This window comes from Enterococcus sp. RIT-PI-f (genome assembly GCF_001297065.1).
Taxonomy (GTDB): domain Bacteria; phylum Bacillota; class Bacilli; order Lactobacillales; family Enterococcaceae; genus Enterococcus_D.
In genome coordinates this window covers 146164-169488 of the sequence record NZ_LHOX01000018.1, presented here as the reverse complement: position 1 = coordinate 169488, position 23325 = coordinate 146164, and the positions used below count along the sequence as shown (strand labels likewise).

Annotated in this window: 24 protein-coding genes; 1 reads left to right on the top strand and 23 read right to left on the bottom strand. The window is 42.1% G+C overall.

The features are described 5' to 3' along the window. Positions 1 to 29 precede the first annotated feature (29 nt). The 10 genes from dprA to AEQ18_RS11940 form a co-directional block, all read right to left on the bottom strand. Positions 30 to 872 carry a DNA-processing protein DprA gene (gene dprA, locus AEQ18_RS11985; RefSeq protein ID WP_235505537.1) on the bottom strand — a complete coding sequence of 281 codons (843 nt, stop codon included), beginning with the start codon at positions 870 to 872 and terminating at the stop codon, positions 30 to 32. 113 nt (positions 873 to 985) lie between these two features. Continuing rightward, positions 986 to 1750 carry a ribonuclease HII gene (locus tag AEQ18_RS11980; RefSeq protein WP_054116570.1) on the bottom strand — a complete coding sequence of 255 codons (765 nt, stop codon included), beginning with the start codon at positions 1748 to 1750 and terminating at the stop codon, positions 986 to 988. Further along, complete coding sequence (gene ylqF / locus AEQ18_RS11975) at positions 1734 to 2600, bottom strand: ribosome biogenesis GTPase YlqF (protein ID WP_054116569.1); 867 nt, start codon at positions 2598 to 2600, stop codon at positions 1734 to 1736. Before ylqF ends, AEQ18_RS11980 begins: the two co-directional genes overlap by 17 nt. A 377-nt stretch (positions 2601 to 2977) precedes the next feature. Then, positions 2978 to 3526, bottom strand: a complete 549-nt coding sequence (lepB, locus tag AEQ18_RS11970) for a signal peptidase I (RefSeq protein ID WP_054116568.1) — start codon at positions 3524 to 3526, stop codon at positions 2978 to 2980. A gap of 23 nt (positions 3527 to 3549) precedes the next feature. Then, complete coding sequence (locus tag AEQ18_RS11965; RefSeq protein ID WP_054116567.1) at positions 3550 to 4977, bottom strand: S41 family peptidase; 1428 nt, start codon at positions 4975 to 4977, stop codon at positions 3550 to 3552. Positions 4978 to 4994: 17 nt separating this feature from the next. Next, positions 4995 to 5216 carry a YozE family protein gene (locus AEQ18_RS11960; RefSeq protein WP_054116566.1) on the bottom strand — a complete coding sequence of 74 codons (222 nt, stop codon included), beginning with the start codon at positions 5214 to 5216 and terminating at the stop codon, positions 4995 to 4997. Further along, complete coding sequence (msrA, locus tag AEQ18_RS11955) at positions 5209 to 5730, bottom strand: peptide-methionine (S)-S-oxide reductase MsrA (protein WP_054116565.1); 522 nt, start codon at positions 5728 to 5730, stop codon at positions 5209 to 5211. The genes AEQ18_RS11960 and msrA overlap by 8 nt, the downstream gene beginning before the upstream one ends. After that, complete coding sequence (locus AEQ18_RS11950) at positions 5730 to 6377, bottom strand: YpmS family protein (protein ID WP_054116564.1); 648 nt, start codon at positions 6375 to 6377, stop codon at positions 5730 to 5732. Before AEQ18_RS11950 ends, msrA begins: the two co-directional genes overlap by 1 nt. Then, entirely contained in the window at positions 6374 to 7318 is a 945-nt protein-coding gene (locus tag AEQ18_RS11945; RefSeq protein WP_235505545.1) for an SGNH/GDSL hydrolase family protein, read from the bottom strand. The genes AEQ18_RS11950 and AEQ18_RS11945 overlap by 4 nt, the downstream gene beginning before the upstream one ends. 187 nt (positions 7319 to 7505) lie before the next feature. Continuing rightward, positions 7506 to 8348, bottom strand: a complete 843-nt coding sequence (locus AEQ18_RS11940; protein ID WP_054116835.1) for a DegV family protein — start codon at positions 8346 to 8348, stop codon at positions 7506 to 7508. A 126-nt stretch (positions 8349 to 8474) separates the two neighbouring features. On the opposite strand from AEQ18_RS11940, the gene trhA reads away from it, so the two are divergent. Beyond that, entirely contained in the window at positions 8475 to 9128 is a 654-nt protein-coding gene (gene trhA, locus AEQ18_RS11935) for a PAQR family membrane homeostasis protein TrhA (protein WP_054116563.1), read from the top strand. 58 nt (positions 9129 to 9186) lie between these two features. Here the strand turns inward: trhA and AEQ18_RS11930 are convergent, their stop codons facing one another. The 13 genes from AEQ18_RS11930 to AEQ18_RS11870 all read right to left on the bottom strand — a co-directional run bounded on the left by AEQ18_RS11930 (position 9187) and on the right by AEQ18_RS11870 (position 23237). Then, positions 9187 to 9675, bottom strand: a complete 489-nt coding sequence (locus tag AEQ18_RS11930) for a dihydrofolate reductase (RefSeq protein WP_054116562.1) — start codon at positions 9673 to 9675, stop codon at positions 9187 to 9189. Positions 9676 to 9681: 6 nt separating this feature from the next. Beyond that, on the bottom strand, positions 9682 to 10425 hold the full coding sequence (locus AEQ18_RS11925) for a hypothetical protein (protein WP_054116561.1): 744 nt from the start codon (positions 10423 to 10425) through the stop codon (positions 9682 to 9684). A gap of 44 nt (positions 10426 to 10469) precedes the next feature. After that, positions 10470 to 11417, bottom strand: a complete 948-nt coding sequence (locus AEQ18_RS11920) for a thymidylate synthase (protein WP_054116560.1) — start codon at positions 11415 to 11417, stop codon at positions 10470 to 10472. 15 nt (positions 11418 to 11432) lie between these two features. Beyond that, on the bottom strand, positions 11433 to 13340 hold the full coding sequence (locus AEQ18_RS11915) for an ABC-F family ATP-binding cassette domain-containing protein (RefSeq protein WP_054116559.1): 1908 nt from the start codon (positions 13338 to 13340) through the stop codon (positions 11433 to 11435). Between the two features lie 172 nt (positions 13341 to 13512). Then, positions 13513 to 15549, bottom strand: coding sequence for a cation:proton antiporter (locus tag AEQ18_RS11910; protein ID WP_054116558.1), 2037 nt, complete (start codon positions 15547 to 15549; stop codon positions 13513 to 13515). A 3-nt stretch (positions 15550 to 15552) separates the two neighbouring features. Continuing rightward, positions 15553 to 15834, bottom strand: coding sequence for a hypothetical protein (locus AEQ18_RS11905; protein WP_054116557.1), 282 nt, complete (start codon positions 15832 to 15834; stop codon positions 15553 to 15555). A 198-nt stretch (positions 15835 to 16032) separates the two neighbouring features. Continuing rightward, a complete protein-coding gene (locus AEQ18_RS11900) occupies positions 16033 to 18153 on the bottom strand; it encodes a peptidoglycan D,D-transpeptidase FtsI family protein (RefSeq protein ID WP_054116556.1) in 2121 nt (706 codons plus the stop codon). A 347-nt stretch (positions 18154 to 18500) separates the two neighbouring features. Continuing rightward, positions 18501 to 19550 carry an LCP family glycopolymer transferase gene (locus AEQ18_RS11895; protein WP_054116834.1) on the bottom strand — a complete coding sequence of 350 codons (1050 nt, stop codon included), beginning with the start codon at positions 19548 to 19550 and terminating at the stop codon, positions 18501 to 18503. 158 nt (positions 19551 to 19708) lie between these two features. Next, positions 19709 to 20518, bottom strand: a complete 810-nt coding sequence (locus tag AEQ18_RS11890; RefSeq protein WP_054116833.1) for an ABC transporter permease — start codon at positions 20516 to 20518, stop codon at positions 19709 to 19711. A 44-nt stretch (positions 20519 to 20562) separates the two neighbouring features. Then, positions 20563 to 21618 (bottom strand): ABC transporter ATP-binding protein, encoded by a 1056-nt coding sequence (locus AEQ18_RS11885; protein ID WP_054116555.1) that lies wholly within the window; start codon positions 21616 to 21618, stop codon positions 20563 to 20565. Between the two features lie 177 nt (positions 21619 to 21795). Beyond that, positions 21796 to 22197 carry a glycerol-3-phosphate cytidylyltransferase gene (gene tagD / locus AEQ18_RS11880; RefSeq protein WP_054116554.1) on the bottom strand — a complete coding sequence of 134 codons (402 nt, stop codon included), beginning with the start codon at positions 22195 to 22197 and terminating at the stop codon, positions 21796 to 21798. Positions 22198 to 22305: 108 nt separating this feature from the next. Then, positions 22306 to 22506 carry a cold-shock protein gene (locus AEQ18_RS11875; protein WP_054116553.1) on the bottom strand — a complete coding sequence of 67 codons (201 nt, stop codon included), beginning with the start codon at positions 22504 to 22506 and terminating at the stop codon, positions 22306 to 22308. 125 nt (positions 22507 to 22631) lie between these two features. Then, positions 22632 to 23237 carry a superoxide dismutase gene (locus AEQ18_RS11870; RefSeq protein ID WP_054116552.1) on the bottom strand — a complete coding sequence of 202 codons (606 nt, stop codon included), beginning with the start codon at positions 23235 to 23237 and terminating at the stop codon, positions 22632 to 22634. Positions 23238 to 23325: the final 88 nt, after the last annotated feature.

Here is a 23325-nt window from a genome sequence, read left to right as displayed (position 1 = left end):
TCGAAAAAAGTTTTGTCAAGGAAGGTTGATTACAAACATGATAAATACGTTAACTCTTGCAAGATATCCACCGCGTCAATCGTACATTTGGCTCCATCTTGAATCAATTGATGGCAGCCTTTAGATTGTGGTGAAATGATTTCTCCCGGCACTGCAAAAACTTCTCGTCCATTTTCTAATGCCAATTGTGCCGTAATCAAAGAGCCGCTTTTTTCTTTGGCCTCGATGACACAGACGCCTTGCGCAACGCCAGCAATCAAGCGATTGCGCATCGGGAAATGAAACCGTTTTGGTGGGGTTCCCATTGGATATTCACTGATCACCAAATGCGCGTGACAGATTTCTTCATACACATGCCGTGACGATGCAGGGTAACAGATATCTACGCCTGTACCAACGACTGCGATGGTTTTGCCATGATTCCGCAAAGCAGACTCATGGGCAAAACGATCCACACCTTTCGCTAACCCACTGAGGATCACATAATTTTTTGCGATTAACGGCGGAACCAATCTCTCGCATACTTTTCTGCCATACACAGAGGCCTCCCGCCCGCCGACCAGCGCGATACTTGGTCTTTGAAGCAACGATATTTCCCCCTGATAGAACAAGAGCACAGGAGGATCTGCTATACGCCGGAGTAAATCTGGATACGTTGGTGAAAAAAAAGTTATCAACTGTTGTTCACCCAACATCTGACGAAGCGTTGATTCTGACATCTTTTGCCATCTCTGATGGATCTGCTCGGCTTTTTGAGGGGAAAAACCGATTTGTTGCAAGTCTGCCGACTGGATGATCGTATGGCGCTGGGCTAGCCAATGTTTCACGATTCGCCAAAAACTTTTTGCCCCGATCCCCGGACAGTAGTACAACCTGATTATCTGTTTTTCAAAAGTTGAACATTCATCGTAGTGCACAATAAAAAACCTCATTTCTTTAGCATACTTAAAATAAGATTCGCTAAAAAAAGAGGTTTGTATGAAAATCATAGATACTGTTTGACTGGTGCAAATGTTTTGCGATGGATCGGACATATGCCGTGATCCTTCAATCCGTCCAAATGGGTTTTTGTGCCATATCCCGCATTTTTATCAAATCCATAATAGGGATATGTTTGGTGATAGTCCGCCATCAAATTGTCCCGATAGACTTTTGCGATGATACTTGCAGCTGCAATACTATTCGAACGGGCATCGCCTTTGATCAGACTTTGCTGTTCGATGGCCGTATCGATCGTCATGGCATCCACCAATAGATATTCAGGGGTCACAGCTAAGTCTTCTAAGGCGATTTTCATCGCTAATCGGCTCGCTTGATAAATATTCAAGCGATCGATTTCATCATGAGAGACAACGCCCATCCCTATGGCAATCGCATGGTTGTGGATCTCAACAAACAATGCATCGCGTTTTTTTTGAGATAGTTGCTTTGAATCGTTCAAACCCAAGATTTGACAGTCTTTGGGTAAGATCACTGCAGCGGCAACCACTGGACCTGCAAGCGGGCCCCGACCGACTTCATCAAGGCCTGCGATAAATCGGACACCTTTTGCATAGGCTGCTCGTTCAAAGATAGACATCTCGTTGGACTTTGCGATCAGTTGCTGTTGTTTGATTTGCTGATTTTCATATTGCGCAATCAGCGTTTTAACGCCGCTGCGGGTATCGTCGCGCAAAGCTGCTAGGTAAGCTGGATCATCAAATTGCTGATCAAATAAACGGGTTTTGATTTCCTTAATCGACTGTGTCATCTGCCTCATCTAACTCCTCTAAACGATCTAAAGTATACCGCCCTAGCTTTCCTTGGCGTATATCAAAGACAACGAGTTCAGCACCGCGATCATAGTTGTCTTTGTGCCCTCTTTTTTGGGTGATTTTCATCAAAAGTTCTGGCGCCAACAATGCTGCTTCTTCTGGTGTCAAATTGTAGCGAAGAGCAATCTTATCTGGATAATAACGGGCAAAAAAATCGAGTCCATACAAAGCGATATCATCTAAATGGATCAATTGATCTTTGATCGCACCCGTCAATGCCAACCGTTTGCCAATTTCAGGATCTTCAAATTTCGGCCATAGGATCCCTGGAGTATCCAATAATTCGACCTCATTGCCAAAGCGCAACCACTGCTGTCCTTTCGTGACACCAGGTTTATTTCCTGTTTGGGCGATTTTCTTGCCAACAAGACGGTTCATCAAGGTTGATTTACCTACATTCGGAATACCGATCACCATGGCGCGGATTGCGCGAGGTTTTAATCCTCTTGCTTTGTCGCGGGCGATTTTTTCTTGCAAGACTTCTTTGGCTGCAGGCACGATGCCTTTGATCCCTTGGTTATCTTGCGCATTGATTGCCAATGCAACATACCCTTGCTTTTTAAAATAGGCAACCCAATGTTTGGTTTGCTGCGGATCAGCCAAATCGGCTTTGTTGATCAAAATCAACCGCGGTTTTTGTTGTAATAATTGATCCAGCATCGGATTGCGTGATGAAATAGGTAACCTTGCATCAACCAATTCGAAGACGATATCAACAAATTTTAGTTTTTCACTGACTTCACGTCTGGCTTTTGCCATATGACCCGGAAACCATTGAATCGTCATGGTATATCCTCCTTCTCTTTCAGGCACATCAGCCAAAACGCAAGAACTTTTATCTTGCAGATGTGCGTTGTGCTGAGATCGCTATCAGCTTACGCCGATATTCTCTTGTCCGTTGATATTATACGGGTTTCAAGGGCATTCGTCTATAACAGAATCATGATTCACCAATATTCTTTCATCATTTGATCAGCAAGTTGACCGGCGAATAGATAGTGATTTAGCCCTTTCATTGACAGATGTGTCCTATTGTTTTTTTGAATGACCAACCATACGCTCGCGATCCTTTCTTAAGAAAAAGCAAAGATCGGCAGAATTTGACGAAAGCCTCCTAACCAAAACATCGTTTTGATTAGGAGGCTTTCCAACAGATAAAACAATCAAATGAAGCGAATATGTGAGAAAGGATAATAGACAAAGCGCGCGTTGCCCAAAATGGCATCTCCAGAAATCGGCCCAAAGGAGCGGCTGTCTTTTGACGCTCTGCGATTGTCACCAATCACAAAATAGCTGTCTTTTCCGAGTTTTTCTACACCCAACAGAGATTCTAAATCAAAATCATTCGTGTAAGACGCTGTTTCGTGATCATTGTTGCGGTTTTTTGCTAAGAAAGGCTCTTCAACAGGTTCGTCATTGATGTACAACTGATCGGCCTCATACCTCACAGAATCGCCTGGCATACCGATCACCCGTTTGATATAGGTTGACCCATCTGGCATTTGAAAGACAACCACATCGAAGCGACGAATTGGCGAAATCTTCTCAATGATCACCATATCTCCTTGTTGTAATGTGCCTTCCATCGAGTTGCCTGAAACTGGGACAGGAATCAACAAAAACGCACGAATCAAAAAAGCAGTTGCAAAAGCGATCAAGGCATATTTGAAGAGCAGCCAAAAACGATCACGCCACTGATGTTCAGTTGTCATTGCAGTTCCCTCCCTTTTTCAAATCAATCTTCAGCCAACAAGGACAACGCTTTGAGATATGCCGGATCCTCAGCTTTGATTTTTTCTGTTACAGCCTGTTCGATTGCTTGCGCCGTTTCTGCATCGACTTCGCCACTTTCAGTAAGCGACATTTTCTTTTGAAAAGCAGTCACAGCCGCTGCTGTCTGATCATTAAAGGTATCGCCTTCTGTATCATATCCTAACGCCGCTAGGAATTGATTGAGGTTGCTGACCGCATCCGAACTTTGCCCGGCTTTTAACGCATTGTCTCGGGGCAATGGCGCTAGGTAAGCATATGCCGGATAATCTGCCTCATAATCAGGCATGACACCCTGCTCATTGACCCATTCTTCATTGGGCGTCAACCATTTCATGATCGTCATTTTCAACTCGCTGTTATCGCCCAAATCTTTGATATTTTGCACGGTTCCTTTGCCAAAGGTTTCTGTGCCTACGATCGGAATCCCAGCCGATTCTTGCAACGCCGCTGCAAAAATCTCAGAAGCCGAGGCACTGCCGCCATCTACTAGCACAACGACTGGTTCAGTGACTTTGAATCCTGCATCCAATGTTTCGCTGGCTTTGGTCTCGCTGATCACTCCTGCGTTACTGGCAAATTTAACGATCGTTTGGCCGTCTGTCAAAAACATACTTGCCATGATCTGAACCTGATCCAACAATCCGCCTGGATTTTGCCGCACGTCCAGAACAAATGAGGTGGCACCTTCACTTCTTAGCGCAGTGATCACCTCTTTTAATTCCCCTGCTGTTTCCTCGCCAAATGATGTGATCTCAATTTTGCCGATCGCTGCATTTTCTGCAGCAATCTCACCATGGACCGTTTCTATCGGAATCGTATCTCTCGTAAGCGTCACATCGAAGGTTTCTTTCTCTCTTTGCAAGGTCAAGGTCACTTTAGATCCTTTTTCTCCGCGAATCTTTGCAACTACTTCTGACAAGGTTTGCCCTTGGGTATCTTCTCCATCTACCTTTAAAATGCGATCCCCCATGCGTAAGCCGCTCTTTTCGGCAGGTGTGTTTTTGATTGGTGCTTGGGCAATCTCAGGATATTCATCAACCAATGACAAAGTGGCGCCGATTCCTTCAAAACTTCCAGATAAAGACTGATCTAATTCATCTGCAGCAGACTCGCTCAAATACGTCGTATAAGGGTCATCCAGTGCGTCTGTCATGCCCTGAAGTGCCCCTTCGATCAAGGCATTTTCATCGACTTCTTGGTAATAATTGCCTTTGATCTGTTCAAAAAGTTGTTCTATTTTCGCGATCCCGCTCTCTTCTGTCTGTGTTTCTTCCACAACTGTTGCAGCGGACTGTTGTTCAGCCTGTTGCCAGATATAGACACCACCGCCTGCTAAAATCGCCACACTGGCAAGCGAAATAAAATAGCGGCTCGTTGAGATTCCTTTCATCTTGTTGCCTCCTTTGTTTAGCGATTGTTTTCCGTATAATCAGCCCATATCCGATCGAAGATATCCATTGAAGGCAAATAGTCCACACTGAGTTCCAAATAGGAAGAGATTTCTTCATAATCATCAGTATGTTTAGGAAACTGAATATCATGACTGGCATGGGTAGCAAAAATCTGCGCTTCGTCCGTATGACTTGGCCCTTTGACCGCCATTAAGTAACTATAAAAGCTCTTACGCATGGGCTTCATCCCAGTGATCCGCTAAAAATGCTGCACGGCGGGCATGATTGCGGGCAAAATTCTCAGGATTCTTTTTGTAGTAGTCTTGATGTTCATCTTCAGCCAAATAAAAAGGCTGCGCTGGCTCGATTGCCGTGACAATCGGCTCAGTGAATCTGCCACTCGCTTGCAGTGCGGCTTTACTTGCCAATGCCGTTTGCTGCTGTTCGTCATTGAAATAAAAAATCACCGGACGATAATTATCTCCTCGATCCTCAAATTGCCCAAAAGCATCAGTAGGATCTGTTTGCTGCCAATAAATCGTCAATAAATCATCAAAACTGATTTTTTCTGGATCAAAGATGATTTCCACTGCTTCTGTATGGCCAGTTTGATGACTCTTGACTTCTTGATACGTGGGATTTTTGGTGTGGCCTGCTGTATAACCCGAAAAAATCGACTCGATTCCATCTAATTCATCAAAAGGTTGGATCATGCACCAAAAACAACCACCTGCAAATATCGCTCTTTCCATTATTCATCCTCCGATTCAGCTGGTAGATAAAGACTCATTTGAATCTCATCATCCACCAGATTGATTTTATTGGCTTTGATAAATAAGCCATTTTGCATTCTAAATTGGTCTAAGCGAATCAGAATGACTTGCTCATCCGCATTGACCTCTATCCATTCCGGAAATTTAAAACTGCGTTTGATCATTTTCAAGACTTCGCTCGTTGGCAGATCTAATGTACCGATCGACAAACTTTTCGCTTTTAATTGGACGTTGCCTTCTTCAGTCACATAAGGGTCAAAGTATAAATAAAATGTGATCGGAAAACCCAATACTTGAAACTCACCAGTCAGCAAGGCTTCATTCCGCAATTCAAAATCATACGTGACATCCTGTCCTTTTTGGAAGTCTGACAGGTAAAAATCAATCAATTGATTGACCTGACTTTTATTGCTGTTGACCGTCAAAACTGGGCTGCCTTCCCGCTGCACCAATTCAGTGCTTTCGTTCAGACCACTTTCCCTTTGTTGAAAAATTCTTGAGGCAAAAAAGACGGTCGTCCCTATTAATAGTCCTGCTAGGACCAGAAAAGCAATTTTCCAGTAATTGATTGTTTTATCTTGCTTAACGAGTGTTTTGGGTTCCGGCTTCTTTTCATTGGATTTCATTTTGATTCCTCCTGTACCAGCCATTTGTCTTGTGTTTTGATCAATTCATCTCTGACCGCATTGGCCATCAATTGATACCCTAGATTATTGGGGTGGAACCGATCGCCTTCATACAAGACATTGTTGGTGATATTATTGGTGATCGTTTCTTGGCTATCGCTGGAAGAAGTACTGTCCGTTGTCCCAGCAGAAGCGGACGTTTCTGCATCCGCAGAGGAACTGCTGGTGGTTGTGCTTTCGGCCTCGTCCTCTTCCGTATCCGCGATACCGACTTCGTCGCTTAAACCTTTATATAATAGATCATTGATTGGAATAAAATATGCATTCGTTTGTTGTTGGATAAAGCTGTCCGTTTGTGCATTCCAATTATCGATGATCGTTTGCATATCAGTGATTTCAGGAAAGTTTAAATAAAACGGATTGTAAATCCCCAGCACATAGATGGGGGCATCCTCATTCAAAGAACGAATTTGACTGAATAGCTCAGTCATTCTTTCCGTATAATCGGCCATTGGTTCAGTAAAAGAATCAATACTTAAACCGAAAAACTTAGACTGGATGACTTTTAACACGTCATTCCCCCCTACTGTCAAGGTAACCAAATCAGCGTCAGCCAAATCCCCCCGCAAATCTTCATCGTTCTTGACCCGTTTCAATATTTGATCGCTGCGTTCACCGGCAACACCATAATTGTGTGTGACTAAATTCGTTAACCCATAGCGATCTTGCAGATCACCGGCTACGATTGGTACAAATCCGCCGCGAGCGGTCTCGTCACCGACCCCTTCAGTTAGCGAATCACCTAAGGCCACGTATTCTATCGTTTCTTTGGCCGCATCATTGGCAGCAAGCTGACCGCTAGGAGACAATAAAGGCGCAGCTTTTGGAATCAAAAAATGAAAGAAGAAACCAGTTGCACAGGCAATCAATCCCACTGTCATCAAATATATACCTAGTTTTTTCCATTTCAACATTTGCCAAACCCCTTACTTGTAATCTTTGCTATTTTAACAAAATTCTCATCAAATGCCTAGCAGTATTCTTTTTATTCGGCAGACTATAAACGAAACATAAGAATAAAAAAAAACGATTCGTGTGTCAACGAATCGTTTCTAAGTCCAATACCTTTTATTCAGTGCTGTAAGTAATGGCAAAAGCCCCTTTACCCGTATGCGTAGCAATGATTGGGGTCGTATGCAGCAAAGGAATATCTAAATCAGGAAACGCTTCTTGCAGTTCTCGTTTGAATCGCTCAGTGATCTCTAAGCCATCCGCATGGGAGATACCAATCTTCGTGACTTTCGGTAAATGCTGCAATTCGTTTTTTAACTCTTCGAACCATTTGTTGAAGGTTTTTGCCCCTCGTCCTTTGATGATAGGAATCAACTCTGAATGGTCGAAATCCATGATGACTTTCATATTCAACAGACTTGACAATAATCCTTTTGCTCGACTGATGCGGCCACCTTTGACCAAATTTTCTAATGTTGATACGCCAATAAACAGTTTGGTATTATTCCGTACCCGTTCAACTTCCGGCAGCACCTCAGCCAAGGTTTTGCCTGCTTGCGCAAGTTCAGCAGCCCGAATCACCTGAAAGGCTAAGGCCTGATCGGTGGTGTCACTATCAATGACCGTCACATTTGCTTTAGACAATTGGCTCGCTTGACGGGCCGCTTCAACAGTACCGCTTAACCCTTTCGTCATATGGATCGCCAATACCTCACTGCCATCTTTCCCAAGTTCATCAAACAATTCTACAAAATGACCAATCGGTGGTTGGCTGGTTTTAGGTAATTCTTTGGCTTGACTCATCATCTGCATGAATTTCTCGCCTGGTAACGTTTCATCATCTGGATAAACGACACCATCGATCATGACAGAAAGCGGTACAACATGGATCGCCAATTCGTCGCGAACAGTGGGCGTCATGGTACAAGAAGAATCGGTCACAATTTTAAGTTTTGCCATCATATATTCACTCTTTCTTCAATTCAAGTCTTTTTTCGTGGTAAAATAACCATAGACCATTTATACTTAGTATAACAGAGAGAAAAATTTTTTTCATCTAATTTTGATTTAGAAGGACGGTGTCATATGCAGCACATGAAATTTAGTCGTAAATATTTGATTCTCAACGAAGTATTGAACGCCGTGACCCACGGCATTGGCTTTGGCTTGAGTGTAGCAGGATTGGTGATTCTGCTAGTCAAAGGTGCCCGCTTAGGTTCGCCGATCCATCTTGTTTCTTACGCAATCTATGGTTCAATGATGATCTTGCTTTTTTTGTTTTCTACACTCTTTCACAGTCTGATGTTCACTCGTGCAAAAAAAGTCTTCCAAGTGTTTGATCATGCGTCGATTTTTCTATTAATCGCCGGCAGTTATACGCCTTTTTGTCTACTTAGTATCCAGGGATGGTTAGGCTGGTCACTGTTCATTTTGATCTGGTTGTTGGCTATTAGCGGCATCGTCTATAAATCGTTGACCTTGCACAAGAAAGAAACAGTGTCGAAAGTTTCTACGATGATTTATATTGTCATGGGTTGGCTATGTGTGATCGCCTTCAAACCCTTGATTGAAAACCTCGGTTTTTGGGGCACTTTTTTACTCGCCAGCGGCGGGGTTTCTTATACAGTAGGTGCGCTATTTTATAGTTTGAAGAATGTGCGGTTCATGCATGTGGTTTGGCATTTATTCGTGATGTTAGGTGCTGGATTGATGTTCTTCTCCGTCTTATTCTTTACTTGATGATACAGATATAAAAAGGGCCAAAGATTTCTCAACGTTGAGAAATCTTCGGCTCTTTTTATTTTTTCTGATAAAATTCAAATCGATGTCGATATTTATTGCGGTCATCGACAATGCCTGGAATCGTTTTGGTCAATTGCCATTTTTCCCAATCGATAGCTGGGAAGAAAACATCGCCTGTAAAACGTTCATCGATCACTGTTCGATACAATTGATCACAATCGTCGATCATCGTCTTGAAGACACCCGCTCCACCAGTCAGAAATACCGGGTGATCCTGTGCGTTGGCATAAGCCAGAACCTCTTCTCGATCATGCATCACCAAAACACCTTCTGCCTGATAGGAAGGATCCTTTGTCAAAACGATGGTTGTCCGTTGCGGCAATGGTCGTCGATCCATCCCTTCAAAGGTTTTTCGACCCATAATAATGGTGTTATGAATGGTCTGTTCCTTGAAAAATTTCAAATCATTGGGTAAATGCCACGGCAACGTGCCATTTTCACCAATCAATCCTTGGTTGTCTTGTGCCCATAGTGCGATCAACATCTGTGATTACCTTCTTTCATCATATAGTGATTGCGTGATTGCTGCCGCTATTTGCAGCCTTTCCGTCAATTGTCTTGCCGGGTCATCTGACATCCCATCATGGTTACGAGAAGCATAGCATAACCCATCACAAGCCTGATAGGTCAATTTGCCTCCATTTGCCAATACAATGCGCGGCCACTCTCCATCATTTAACCTGCCCCGATTATCTCTTAAAAAAATATCAATCAATGACGTTGCGAATATTTCACTGCCTGCAGTGATATCCACATGATCGATTTGGAAAAGCTTTTCAGCCACTTGATTGACCAATGATTCGGTCACACGCCAAGCATAAGGATGACTATCAAATGCGTCTGGCGTTCTGCCCAAGATACAGTAGGTATCTTTCTCTACAGGCAGACGACTCATGTGCGAGAGCTCATCTGGAAAATAGTCATACCACGTAAGCAACCGGTCAAAATCACAAAGCTGAAAGGATGACAAATTTGGACATTCAGCCTTCGCTGCAGTTACAGCTCTTCTTCTTGCGTCACCAGCACCTTTGGCTGCAATCATCAATGTTTTGCACCTGTCGTCAGCTTGCAGCATGCGAACAAGTTCGTCATTTGTTGCGTCAGATATGGTAAAGAAGACCTCTGCGAATCGTATACTCAAAAAATCAAGCAGCGACATCACAAGTGTTTCATCGAAAGCTTCCCGCCCCCGATAATGGACCGTAGCAATCATTCCACGACTTGATTGCTTCATGTTGTAGCACCTCCGCTCTTTTTGACACACGGCCGATCCCTATGCTAAACAGCAATCGGTGCTTTGATCGCAGGATGCGGATCATAGCCTTCCAATGTGATATCAGACATCTCGAAATCAAAGATTGACCGTTTTTCGGGATTCAGCACCAATTTCGGTGCTGGGCGAACATTTCTTTTCAGCTGTTCTGTCATTTGTTCGAAATGATTGCTGTATAGATGGGCATCTCCCAGTGTATGCACGAACTCGCCGACGCCTAGACCCGTTTCGTGGGCAATCAAATGGGTCAATAAAGCATAACTGGCAATATTGAATGGTACCCCCAGGAATACATCTGCGCTACGTTGATAGAGTTGACAGCTTAACCGACCATCATGGACATAAAATTGAAACATCGTATGACACGGCGGCAAAGCCATCGACGGTACATCTTCTGGATTCCACGCTGAGACGATCAAGCGTCTAGAATCAGGTGTTTTTTTGATCATCTCAATGACTTCTTGGATCTGATCGATAAAGCCCCCTTTGGCTTTTTCCCAATGACGCCATTGATAGCCGTACACGTGACCGAGGTCACCATGTTTTTGGGCAAAATCATCATCTGACAAAATACGGTCGCAAAATGCTTGTAGTTCCTGTTGATAGACAGTATTGAAGGCTTCATCCACCAACGATCGGCGACCAAAGTCAGTCATATCCGGGCCAGTGTAATCTGGGCTTTTAACATATCTTTCAAAAGCCCATTCATCCCAAATATGATTTTTGTGGGCCAATAAAAAGCGGATATTTGTGTCACCTTTTAAAAACCACAACAATTCGCTCTTGATCAAGCCGAAGGGGACCCGCTTGGTGGTCAGTAAAGGGAAGCCTTCTGATAAATCGAAGCGCATCTGATAGCCAAAGATACTGCGGGTTCCAGTCCCCGTTCGATCCCCTTTATCATTGCCTTCGGTCAAAATTTTCTTTCCTAGATCTAAATATGCTTGTTCCATAAGAAACTCCTTTCGTTAGACAAATTCACTTAAATACTCCCAACGATCCATTTTTTCGGATAATTGTGCTTGCACATCAGCAATTTCTTGCTGCAATTGCTGCAGTTTAGTGAAATCTGCCCCTTGGTGGTTCATCTCTTCAGTCAAGGCTTCTTCTTTTGCCTCTAAATCAGCAATATCGTCTTCGATCGTTGCCCATTCCTTTTGTTCCATGTAGCTGAGTTTCTTCTTCTGCTCAGGTACCTGCGTGGGAACTTCCTCTACTGACAATGATTCTTGCTGTTGAAGCGAACCCAGCGCTTCTTTCTCAGCACCTTTGTTTGATTGGTTCGCCAAATAATCATTGATTGACCCATAATACGATTCAATCACACTATGTCCTTCAAAAATCAATAATTTTGTTGCGACTTTGTCCAGAAAGTAACGGTCATGAGACACAGTGATAACAGCGCCTGGGAAGGATTCAAGATAACTTTCTAATACGGTTAACGTATCAATGTCTAAGTCATTGGTCGGTTCGTCCAACAATAAGACATTTGGTTGTCCTATCAATAGTTTCAACAAAAAGAGCCGCCGTTTCTCGCCACCTGACAGTTTACCAATCTTAGTCCCATGCATCGAACGAGGGAACAAAAATTGTTCAAGCATTTCTGCAACACTCACTTGACTGCCATCTGCTTTTTGTACTTCTTCAGCCGCTTCTTGTAAATAGGCGATCATGCGCTGCTCAAGGTCCATTGCTTCATTGGTTTGTGTATAATAAGCCAGTTTTACTGTACTGCCAATCACCCTCTGGCCTGCATCAAGCTCGATCCGCCCTGCCAAAATGTTAAGCAACGTGGATTTTCCTGCGCCATTTTCTCCGGTAATGCCTAACCGCTCTCTTGATTGGATCAAAAGATCGAAATGCTGCAGCAATTGCAACGCCTCAATGGCGTAAGATGCATCCTTCAATTCCAACACCTGTTTACCTAAGCGCGCAGCAGCCACATCAATGGCTACTTCTCCATTTCGTTTGACCTGGTTCAAATTGTCTTTCAAATCATCAAAGCGATCGATCCTGGCTTGCTGCTTGGTACTGCGCGCTTTAGCACCTGTCCGGATCCATGCCAATTCATGCTTATACAATTGCTTGCGTTTGTCCTCTTGGGTTTCTTCGACCCGTTCTCTTTCAGCTCGCGCATGAAGGTACGTCTCATAATTTCCTTGGTATTCGTGAATCTTGCCAAAAGACAATTCAAAGATACGATTGACCACCCGATCCAAGAAATAACGATCATGGGTCACCATCATCAACGCGCCGCGGTATTGCTTCAAATATCCCTCTAACCACTGAATCGCATCATAATCTAGATGGTTGGTCGGTTCATCTAGCAGCAATAGATCAGGTGCATCGATCAGCACTTGTGCCAACGACACACGCTTCTTTTGGCCACCAGAAAGCTGACTGACTTGCTGCGCTAAATCGCTGATACCTAGTTTTTGCAAAATGATCTTAGCTGTCGTATCTGTTTGCCACGCATCGGCCTTGTTCATGGCTTCCTCAGCAGCTTGATATTGTTTCAAAACGGCGGCATCGCCCCCATTGTTTTCTAATGCCAATAAAGATTTCTCATAGTTGCGCACGATACGGATCAAAGGACTGGTTCCTTGAAAAAGCGCATCAACCACACTTAGCTCTTCAGCCAGTTGATTGTCTTGCGACAAAAATCCAATGCGGTAATCTTGCGCTGCAAAAACGGACTGCCCGTCGCCATCACCGCGGTCTATGCCGGCAATGATTCTCAGCAAACTGGATTTGCCCGTTCCATTGACGCCTATCAGCCCAATGCGGTCTTTTTCATGTATCAGAAAAGATAACTGATCAAACAACGTTTTTTCTCCGTACGTTTTTCTCAAGTCACTTACTTTCAATTCTTTCACAGCAAACCCTCCTGCTTTTTTCTTCACTCATTGTACCATATTCTGACTGTTCTTTCTTGTCGATTTTCTGAGAATCATCACTTCAGAAGCCTTGCGTTTCAACCAAATGAAAATGCCCCAACTTCAACCTTTGTTTGAAGGCTGAAGTTGAGGCGTTTTGTGCCCTACACGATCAATGCCGAAACATCTGCTGCTTCGGTTGTTCCTCTGCCCGAGACATCGCATAGGATTCCAAAAGATTGACGTTCCTGCGATATTCATTGGCGGATAATGTTGAAATCTTTTCACTGACTTCATATTCGTCGATTGTCTTGCGTTCCAAATAGTAGCCCCACAAAATTTTCTTCACGAAGATTGGATCTTGTTCGATCATGATCGTTTCGATGAAATTACTATGTTCAAAACGCTTGATACTCATCTCTCTTTGACGAATGAAGAAATTGATCAATGAAGAATCGTAGACATCTTCTAAGTTACTCAAACTATGAAAAATATAATCACTATTTTTCAGGTAAATTTTTTGTACTTCAGAAATATCTCGTTGTTTCAAACCAGCCTTAAATTGCTGCTGACGCTGAATGAATAACCGTGGATGGAAAATGATCCGCAAAAAGCGTTGAATAAAGAATAACCAAAAACTGAAGAAAGAAAGGATTTGTTTGGCAAGAGAATGCTGCTGCTGAGAAATGAATCTTGAATAAAAACGATACCCATTCAAACTCACTTGCCCATTCCGATAAGCTTCATCTAAACCATCTTGTTCTATAGACAAGATCAATCCTTGAATCTCCTGGATTTCTTGTTTTTCTGAATCGGTTAAGCTATTGCGGTATAATTCCCAGCGCCGATTTTCATAGGCATTGATGACTGCATCTATTGCTAAGCGTCCTTTATCAGACAGCTCTTTTTTCTCTTCGATCTCTAATTGCTCAATCACATCTTCCAAGATCAGTAAATGATTAAAGTCCACGCTTTCAGACGCTTCACCATCTGCCAAATACGGCAATACCATGACACTGATCACCAATGTCAGTAAAATCACACAGGCCGTCAAAAACAACAACAAACTGCGTTCTTCAAATCTTGCGCCATTTACCATGACCGGCAAAATGAATATCGCTGCCAAACTGACAGTTCCTTTGACGCCGCCAAAGGTCAACAACGCTGTTTCTCTTAGCGAAACGGCTTTTTTTGATTGCAAAAAGAGATAATACACCAGCAAGAAGGCAAAACGAACAATAAAAATCATCGCCGTCACTACCAGCACCGTCACCACCAAATGCCAGTTGGCATAACTTTTGCTTTCCCATATCGGTGAGAAGACTTGTGACAATTCAATGCCTAAAAACAAAAAGACGAGTGCATTCAAGGTAAACACGATGGTTGACCATGTACTCCCAGAAATATTGGCTAATTCAGCGTCAAATAAGGAGATGCGCCGCTTTCTTTGGGCTTGGGCCACACCAGCCACCACAGCTGCGATGATCCCAGAAACCCCCACCATTTCCGCGAGCAGGTAAGCAGCGAAAGGCAAAAGCAATTCGATCAATAAGTAGACGGTTACATCTTGCGCTGATATTTTTTCAATAAAGCGCAGAATTTTTCGCTTGAGCCAAACCACCAAATATCCGACCAATCCGCCGCCAATACTAGCAAACAACAATTGGAATCCAGCATTAGCGACTGAGAAAGTCCCCGTGGTCAAGGCTAAGATCGCAAACTGCAAGGCTGTGACACCTGATGCGTCGTTTAAGAGGCCTTCACCTTCTAAAATATGCATGATATGTTTTGAGATTTTTAAGCGTTTTGCTAAAGAAGACACTGCAACTGCATCTGTTGGCCCTAAAGCAGCCCCAAAGGCAAAACAAGCCGCTAAAGGAATGGTTGGCATCAACCAATGAAGGGTTCCACCTATAGCAAATAGTGTCAGAAGGACACCGCCAAAGGCGAGAAATAAAATGATTTTGCTATTCTTAAGGATTTCAGGGACATCTGCCCGCTCTCCTTCTCGAAATAAAAGCGGTCCAATGATCATGACCAAGAACATTTCAGGTTCAAAAGCGATTTCTTGTCCCATTTCAGTCAGACCTAAAAGAATGCCTAAGATGATTTGAATAAAAAAGATAGGTACCGATGGCAAGATTTTGCTTGCCACGTTAGAGAGGGTAACGAGGATGGCGATGATAATGACTAGTTCAATAAATTCCATCCATTACCCTCTTTTCTTTCGAATCGCCAATAACAATTCAAGAAAGTCTTCTTTTCTGAGCAAGATTTTATCGTTAAGAAGATTTAGTTCTTTTTCGTTATTCTCGATCTCACATTGGACTCTTCGAGACTCCAAGCGATATAAATCGTGCTTCATTCGTTCAAATTTTCGAAACAGCAAGGGATTTTTCCGTTGCAGATAATCTCGCATTTCTTTCTTTTCAGCTGGCGTGAATTGACTTAATTGCCGCATTAATTCTTGTTTGCTTAAACATTCTTTATTCATAGTTCCCCGTTTACTCCTTCGATTCCAACTCTAGTTGATAGACATGAATGATTGAATTTATCTCTTAACCGCTAGTATTCTATGCCAATCATTCAAAAATAGCAAGTCTTTCTCACTAAATGAATGATTTATCTTTGATTTCTTAAAAGAATCAAAAAAAACCGCAGGCATCACCTGCGATTATCTGTGTTACACGATTTATTTCATATAAAGATCATAATACGCATCCATGATTTCTTTCGCGATTTTCACATTTGGATGACTAGTCGTACCTGATTTCAATTGAGGCATTACGATGGCGATAGCTATATCGGCATCATCACTAGGGCCATAGGCAACAATATTTAAATTGACCAAACTGATGGTTTTACCGTTACTATCAACGATTGGTGTTTCAGCCGTCCCTGTTTTTGCTGAAACATCCATTTTCGCAGAAGCCAACCCTGTTGCAGTCGCCCATGCATCGGTTCCGTGAACAGCCTCATAAAACCCTTGTTGGATAAGATCCATTTGTGCATCGCTGATGCCCACTTCATTTAACACCGTTGGCTCAATAGCTGATTTCAAGGTTCCTAAGTCCCCTGTTTCATCATTGCCGTAAACCCCCGATACGATATGCGGTTGCAATCGTTGTCCACCATTCGCCACAGTTGCTGCATATTGTGCTAGTTGCAACGTCGTATAGGTATCAAACTGACCAAACGCCAAATCGAGGATTTTCCCACCATCACTGACTGTATCCATGTTTTCGACCGAGGTGCTGATCCCAGTTGCTTCGCCTGGCAAGTCGATCCCTGTTTCGGTTCCCATACCAAAGGAAGCAAAGGCCGTCCGTAATTTATTATAGGCATCCCCTTGACGGTCAACCGTTGGAATCGAGATACCCGATTGATATTCGATCCCCATCAAACGTAAAGCAACTTGCATCATATACGAGTTGGAAGACACTTCTAATGCTTGCACAGCAGATAGATTCCGATTGTTGGTACCGCTTGGGTTGAAGATGGAGGCTTTGACATCAGAGCCGATGCGGATCGGTTGGTCATAGAGGACCTCATTGCCACTCAACACACCGTTCTCCCAACCTGCCGCCAATGTACCGCCTTTGACGACTGATCCTGGTACAAAGGCATTGATAAACGTGCCAATGGCATTTTCTTGCAGGTCATTTGATTGGGTTTCATGTTGATACCCTGACATCGCCAAGACACCACCGGTTTTAGGGTTCAATGCCACAGCATATACCCCTGGTGAATACTCTGCCGCGCCTGAATCGATCAAATCTTGGAAATTATCTTGTAAAATCTGATCGACTTCTTTTTGGAAAGCTGCATCTAGTGTTAATACAAGATTGTCCCCTTTGGCACCTGCATACGTTTCTTTTTGACTCTCAATATTGTTGTTATTGTCCAGCGTGATCTCTGAAATTGACTTGGTTCCTTGCAACACTTCTTCATATTGCTGTTCCAAGTAACTGCGCCCAACGCGATCGTTTCGCGCATACCCTTTAGCAAGAAATTCATCCAAACTTTCTTCCGGAATCCCTTGCTCTTCACTAGTTACGGTCCCGATCAGGCTTGCTAACGAACTGCCTTCGACAATTTTTCGTGTCCAATCAGTGCCCGTAGATATCCCTGGCAGATCAACCATGTTTTCTGCCACGATCGCCAATTCCTCATCCGATACATCCGCTGTTTTGATAAAGACAGTGCTCAAGGATTGGGCGCTATTCATTCGTTTGAAAATCGTCGCTGTTTCTAATTCAGCGTCTGAAAAATCGATTTCTTCCTCTGTCACCTTGGCAACAGTCGCTGTATATTGTTCTGAGGTTGACAGTTCTTTTTCTTCGTCAGATAAACGGTCAGTCGCTGCTTCCAAATTGTCTTCATTGGCCAACCAGAAGTCTTTCAGATCTCTTTCTGACAAATTCTTGTCAACTGGCACCTCGATCAATTCACTTAATTTTTGCGCCGTATCAAGCAGATCTTGGGCGGTCATTTTGTTTCCACGGGTAAAGGTGATTGCCGCATTGGCCTGATTTTCTACTAAGGCTTTTCCAGAAGCATCATAGATCATCCCTCTAGGAGAACTTCCTTTGACTTCAACTACAGAAGAAGCCTTTAATTGCTTTTCGATGTTTTCGCCATTCACGATCTGCAAATAACCCAATTGAACGATCAAGGCCACGAATAATGCAAAAATAATAAAAAATAAAAAGTTCAATCGAAATGGTACATGAGATTTGCGATACGACTTGGCCTTTGGTTCTTCTGGCCCTTTCCGTATGCTATAGACTACTTTATCTCTTAAATTCTTCATCTCATCTATCCTTCCAATCTATAGTGACTACCGTCCTATTTTACCAAAAAATTCCTTAGGAAACCGAAAAAAAATCAAATATCCCCAAATACTTAGAAAAAACTATAAGAATTCGTTCTCATCTGGCAGAATGTTTCACAGTTTCGCAACCATTTGCTTTTGTCCTCATCAAACAATCATGATTTTAAGCTTTCTTGAATCTTTTCAAAACTACTACGCGTGAAACAAGAATGTGGATTTTATGATTGTGGAAAACTAGTCTTCATCAAAAAAAGCCAAAACGACGGAGCAAGAAGATATTCTTCTTTCGTCGTTTTGGCTTGATTATTTTTGGGGATGAATAAGATTCAATAGCCTGCGCTTTCCTCTACGTTTTCATCATAGGTTCCTTCATTTAAATCACTTGAGGAATCATCATATAACTGATAATCTGAATACCCATCTGTATATTCATCCCCTTGCGAAAGGACGTCATTTGTCGGCAAGCCCAATTGCGCTTTCAACAAGTTCTGCATGTCCAACAGTTGATTGACACCCAATAACTGATAATATACGCCGTTCATCATTTGGCCTTCACCTTGCAGTTGCTCTTGATGAATGGTATTGAAGGCAGGTATATAGTTCGTCCCAATATCCAGCATGTCATCCCAAGTCAAATCAGTCTTCGAATTTTTTTCAACAGCTTTTAAGATTTTTTGATAATTGCTGACACCATCAAAACTCATAACTTTTTTAACGATTTTTTCAACGACTTCTCGCTGTCTTTTCTGCCGGCCAATATCCCCTTCAGGATCTTGTTTACGCATTCGAGCATACGCTAGCCCCGTCTTGCCATCCAAGGTAATCGTACCTTTAGGCACATGAACCCCTTCTAAGGTAAAGTCGATCTCATTGGTGACTTCAATGCCACCAACTGCATCGATCAAATCACGCATGCCTTGCATATTGATCGTTACATAATGATCGATTGGAATATCCAATAAATTTTCTACCGAATCCATCGACATTCCCTCACCGCCGAAGGCATACGCATGGTTTAATTTGTCTAATGTTCCATACCCAACGATTTGGGTGTAAATATCTCGATCCAGACTAACGATCGTTGATTCTTTCTTTTCTGGATTGACCGTCACCACCATCATACTATCTGATCGGCCTTGCTCGGTCCTACCTAACGCCCCAGTATCAATACCAAGCAAAAGAATCGAAAACGGCTCGCGATCCTCAATACTCACTGCTTCTTCTCTCTTCGTTGTCGTACGATCCACTGACTGGGAGATTTGATCAAAGGTTTTGCTCGTATCCTCATAGACCCGCATCCCATAAATCGTCATGCCAACAACACCCAGCACTAACACACCTAAAATCCCTAAAATCACTTTTTGATAAATCCGCATCTTACACCCCGCTATAACACTTCGTGCTGCATTCTTTTGATTTTTGTATAAAAAACAGCAATCGCTATCATTGACTAAAATCAATTTTAACAGAACAGCCATGGATTGAACATCCAAAACTGGTCTTTACTAAAAAAAAAAGCCCTAAATAGGACTTTTTAGATATAGTCGACAAAGCGGGCACGGAATTTCATGTGCAAGTGACTGCCGAGGATCAACAACATAAATGTAAGACACCAGAAAATCAATGTGTAGGTTGTTTTTTCCCAAACCCAGGCGCGGGAGAGAAAGGCATCTCTAAATCCTTCAATTAAATAATAGATTGGATTCAATCTGAGTATTTTGATCAGCCAAACAGGCATATTCCGATTGTTGATGTCCCAAATTGGGCCAGATACGTAAAACAGTAATCTTAATACTGATTGCAAGAAGATATGATAATCCCTAACCAAAACAGTGATCGTTGCATTCAGCAACCCAAAAGCAAACAAGAAAACGACCATCGCTATAAAATAGTAAAAGAATTGAAGCCAATATAATGTTGGCGTTACTCCTGCAAGAAACAATGAGCCGACAACGATCGCAACCATCGGTATATAAGAAGACAAATTACTAATGATATTTATCGAAGGTAATATACTTACAGGAAACTTCATTTTGGCAACCATACCAACTTGACGATGTATACTGTTTGAAGCGCCTAAAATCGATGCACTGATATAAAACCAAGCAGTGATCCCAATCAACATCCATATAATAAATGGTACGCCATCTATTTCTCGATTTCCGTTTACACCTAATCCAAATACCAAGTAGTAAATACCAACTTGGATCGCAGGATTTAAGATCTGCCACGCCAACCCTAGATAATGGCTTTGATACGTTGCCTTATCTTCATATCTCGACATGCGGAATACAATACCAGCATGCTTAAATTGTTCTGTAATAACTGCTGCAATTTCTTTCACAAAATTCATCCTTTTTTATTTGAACTAAATAAAGAAGTCCTTCTTTATTTGAAAACTTGGCTGATTACCTCAAGCGGATTTTTGATTGCATAAGTCAACGAGCGATCGCTGAAGGAAACCACCGCACAAAATATAGTTGCCACTGTAACGAATGTTAAAATCCCTTTGGTTGGCCAACTCATCTTTTCCCCAAGGGGTGTCCGTTTCAAATTTTTGAGGATTGTTTGATCGGAAAGATTTTGTTGCTGTAAAAATTCATCCTTTTGACTCTTTGTCGCTAATTTTTCTAACGTGAAGGCTTTTTGATCTTCTTTAAACTTATCCTGATAACTTTTTTGCTCTTTCTTGGGCTGCTTTTTAAACCAATCGATAAACTTCCGGTATTCGCCCATCACTTCTTCAGTTGGACCAAACATCCGCAAATCCCCATAATGCATCCAAATCGTTCGGTCGCATAACTTTTCAACTTGACCTAATGCATGGCTGACAAAGAAAATGGTTTTGCCAGCTGCTTTGAATTCCATGATTTTGTCTACACATTTTTGATAAAATGTTTCATCTCCAACAGATAAAGCTTCATCTATGACTAGAATATCAGGGTCATTATGCACAGCGATAGCAAATCCCAACCGAGATTTCATCCCACTCGAATAACTTTTGACAGGCTGATTGATAAAGTCGCCTAAATCAGCAAAGGCTACGATTTCAGGTAGCTTCTCATCTATTTCTTTATTGGTCATTCCTGACATAAGCGCCTTTAAGCGAATATTCTCAAGACCAGTCAGTTGAAATTTCAGTCCTGCGCCGATGGCAATGATCGACGTATCTCCGTTTACTTCCATTGTCCCCGAAGTTGGCGGAATAATCCCGCTGATCACATTCGATAATGTCGATTTACCTGAACCATTAATACCAATAATACCGACTGATTCTCCCGCTTTTACATCAAAACTTACACCTTTCAATGCCCAAAAACGAGGTACATTTCGATGGTAAAACTTAAATAAAGCTTTGACTTTATCTGATTTTTTTTTGTATAAGTCGTATTCTTTCGTGACGAGCGTCGCCCGCACTTTGATTTCATTATCCACTATCTTCATCCATTCTAAAAGAATTTCTCGTTGATTGCTACAACTCACCCAACATCATACCATATTTTCAACCTCGTTTACCTACCATAATAAAAACAAGTAAGAAAATCTTAAAATATCCGTTGTTCCAGACAAAAAGGCATCTTTCAAAAGATGCCCATTACAGATTTGTTTCAATTAAGTGAGCTAGTTGTTCAACTTCAAGTCTTTCTTGATTTGTGTCGTAGAAATTTCAGGCGTTCTTGCCAAATAAACAACTTCGGCATCCGTTTGTTCTTGAACAAAATCAAATTCTCCTGCCCAATCATCCCCCATGACAAATGTATCCACATGGTATTCTTTGACATCAGTCACCTTTTGCGCCCAACCTTCTTCAGGTATGACTAAATCCACATAGCGAATCGCTTCTAACAGCTGCTTTCTTTTTTCGTAAGAAAAATAGCATTTTTTTTGTTTTTCATTCCAATTGAACTCATCTGTTGATAAAGCAACGATCAAGTAATCGCCTTGTTCTTTTGCTCTACGCAAAAGATTGATATGTCCATAATGCAATAAATCAAATGTACCATACGTAATGACTCGTTTCATTTGTTTACCTCTTAACTTCCTATTTTGACTAATACAATGAAGATACCAAAAAAAATACAAAATGGCAAATCAAAAAAGCTGAGTTGCCTCAGCTCTTGATGCAAACAGTCAGATTTTACTTACTTCAGCAGCTTGCGGTCCTCGCACACCTTCAACGATTGAGAATGTCACAGCTTGACCTTCTTCAAGAGATTTAAATCCATCCCCTTGAATCGCTGAAAAATGCACAAAAACATCTTGTCCGCCTTCTGTTGTAATAAACCCAAAACCTTTTTCATTGTTGAACCATTTTACTTTTCCTTGTTCCATATCTTATATAGCCTCCATGCATTCAATGTAAGACGAAATCGTCATGTCCATTATATTCTATTTTGAAAGCGTTCGCAACGAGGAACTAAAAAAAGAAAGCCGAAGCTTTCTTTTCATTTGTGCAATTAAGCTTGTGCAAAATATTCGTTGACTTTATCCCAATTAACAACGCTCCAGAAAGCATTGATGTAGTCAGGACGCACATTTTTATATTTTAAATAGTATGCGTGTTCCCAAACGTCCAAGCCTAATACTGGTGTTTGGCCATCCATTAATGGAGAATCTTGATTGGCTGTAGATGTCACAGCTAACTTGCCGTCTTTCACTACAAGCCAAGCCCAACCAGAACCAAAACGGCCAGTTGCTGCAGTTTTGAATTCTTCTTTAAAATCATCAAAGCTGCCGAATGTTTCTTCAATTGCATCTTTGATCGCACCTGTTGGCTCGCCGCCAGCATTTGGACCTAAGATTTCCCAGAAGAATGTATGGTTCGCATGTCCACCACCATTGTTGCGGACTGCAGTTTGGATGTCTTCAGGAACAGAAGAAAAATCTTTTAATAAATCTTCCACAGATTTTTCACCCAACTCAGGATGTTTTTCGATGGCTGCGTTTAAATTTGTTACATAAGTATTATGATGCTTATCATGATGCAAATGCATCGTTTCTTCATCGATATATGGTTCTAGAGCGTCGTATGCATAAGGTAAATCTGGTAAAGTGTAAGTCATAAAAAATATTCCTCCTCAATGATAATGTTTACATATGTAAGATTAGCAGAGAAATTGCCTTTATTCAAACCTTATGCTTACTTTTTGT

Coding starts and splice junctions, on each gene's coding strand:
- AEQ18_RS11980 (WP_054116570.1), bottom strand. CDS start 1,750: ATGACACAGTCGATTAAGGAAATCAAAACCCGTTTATTTGATCAGCAA.
- ylqF (WP_054116569.1), bottom strand. CDS start 2,600: ATGACGATTCAATGGTTTCCGGGTCATATGGCAAAAGCCAGACGTGAA.
- lepB (WP_054116568.1), bottom strand. CDS start 3,526: ATGACAACTGAACATCAGTGGCGTGATCGTTTTTGGCTGCTCTTCAAA.
- AEQ18_RS11965 (WP_054116567.1), bottom strand. CDS start 4,977: ATGAAAGGAATCTCAACGAGCCGCTATTTTATTTCGCTTGCCAGTGTG.
- AEQ18_RS11960 (WP_054116566.1), bottom strand. CDS start 5,216: ATGCGTAAGAGCTTTTATAGTTACTTAATGGCGGTCAAAGGGCCAAGT.
- msrA (WP_054116565.1), bottom strand. CDS start 5,730: ATGGAAAGAGCGATATTTGCAGGTGGTTGTTTTTGGTGCATGATCCAA.
- AEQ18_RS11950 (WP_054116564.1), bottom strand. CDS start 6,377: ATGAAATCCAATGAAAAGAAGCCGGAACCCAAAACACTCGTTAAGCAA.
- AEQ18_RS11945 (WP_235505545.1), bottom strand. CDS start 7,318: ATGACAGTGGGATTGATTGCCTGTGCAACTGGTTTCTTCTTTCATTTT.
- AEQ18_RS11940 (WP_054116835.1), bottom strand. CDS start 8,348: ATGGCAAAACTTAAAATTGTGACCGATTCTTCTTGTACCATGACGCCC.
- trhA (WP_054116563.1), top strand. CDS start 8,475: ATGCAGCACATGAAATTTAGTCGTAAATATTTGATTCTCAACGAAGTA.
- AEQ18_RS11930 (WP_054116562.1), bottom strand. CDS start 9,675: ATGTTGATCGCACTATGGGCACAAGACAACCAAGGATTGATTGGTGAA.
- AEQ18_RS11925 (WP_054116561.1), bottom strand. CDS start 10,425: ATGAAGCAATCAAGTCGTGGAATGATTGCTACGGTCCATTATCGGGGG.
- AEQ18_RS11920 (WP_054116560.1), bottom strand. CDS start 11,417: ATGGAACAAGCATATTTAGATCTAGGAAAGAAAATTTTGACCGAAGGC.
- AEQ18_RS11910 (WP_054116558.1), bottom strand. CDS start 15,549: ATGGAATTTATTGAACTAGTCATTATCATCGCCATCCTCGTTACCCTC.
- AEQ18_RS11905 (WP_054116557.1), bottom strand. CDS start 15,834: ATGAATAAAGAATGTTTAAGCAAACAAGAATTAATGCGGCAATTAAGT.
- AEQ18_RS11900 (WP_054116556.1), bottom strand. CDS start 18,153: ATGAAGAATTTAAGAGATAAAGTAGTCTATAGCATACGGAAAGGGCCA.
- AEQ18_RS11895 (WP_054116834.1), bottom strand. CDS start 19,550: ATGCGGATTTATCAAAAAGTGATTTTAGGGATTTTAGGTGTGTTAGTG.
- AEQ18_RS11885 (WP_054116555.1), bottom strand. CDS start 21,618: ATGAAGATAGTGGATAATGAAATCAAAGTGCGGGCGACGCTCGTCACG.
- tagD (WP_054116554.1), bottom strand. CDS start 22,197: ATGAAACGAGTCATTACGTATGGTACATTTGATTTATTGCATTATGGA.
- AEQ18_RS11875 (WP_054116553.1), bottom strand. CDS start 22,506: ATGGAACAAGGAAAAGTAAAATGGTTCAACAATGAAAAAGGTTTTGGG.
- AEQ18_RS11870 (WP_054116552.1), bottom strand. CDS start 23,237: ATGACTTACACTTTACCAGATTTACCTTATGCATACGACGCTCTAGAA.